Annotated in this window: 1 protein-coding gene; it reads left to right on the top strand. The window is 71.4% G+C overall.

What is annotated here, in order from left to right; all coding sequences use genetic code 11:
* Window positions 1-227 (top strand): YigZ family protein (locus L687_RS31905; RefSeq protein WP_021199871.1); only part of this gene is annotated, 227 nt, incomplete at both ends.

The following is a 227-nucleotide window of genomic DNA, read 5'->3' as shown; positions in this document are numbered from 1 at the left end:
CGGTACTTCGGCGGGGTGAAGCTCGGAGCGGGTGGCCTGGTGCGTGCCTACTCGTCAGCGGTGTCGGAGGCACTCGACCTGGCCGCGCTCGTACGGCGAGCGGCGTTGCGCCAGGTGACGTTCGAGGTGCCGCACGCCGACGCCGGTCGCTACGACAACCTGCTTCGCGAATGGGCGGCGCATCACGGCGCGACGCTCGGCGAGCCGACCTACACGGCGACAGCCAC

Source organism: Microbacterium maritypicum MF109 (genome assembly GCF_000455825.1).
Taxonomy (GTDB): domain Bacteria; phylum Actinomycetota; class Actinomycetes; order Actinomycetales; family Microbacteriaceae; genus Microbacterium; species Microbacterium maritypicum_A.
The sequence above is the reverse complement of the archived record's forward strand: the minus strand, read 5'-3'. Positions and strand labels throughout refer to the sequence as shown.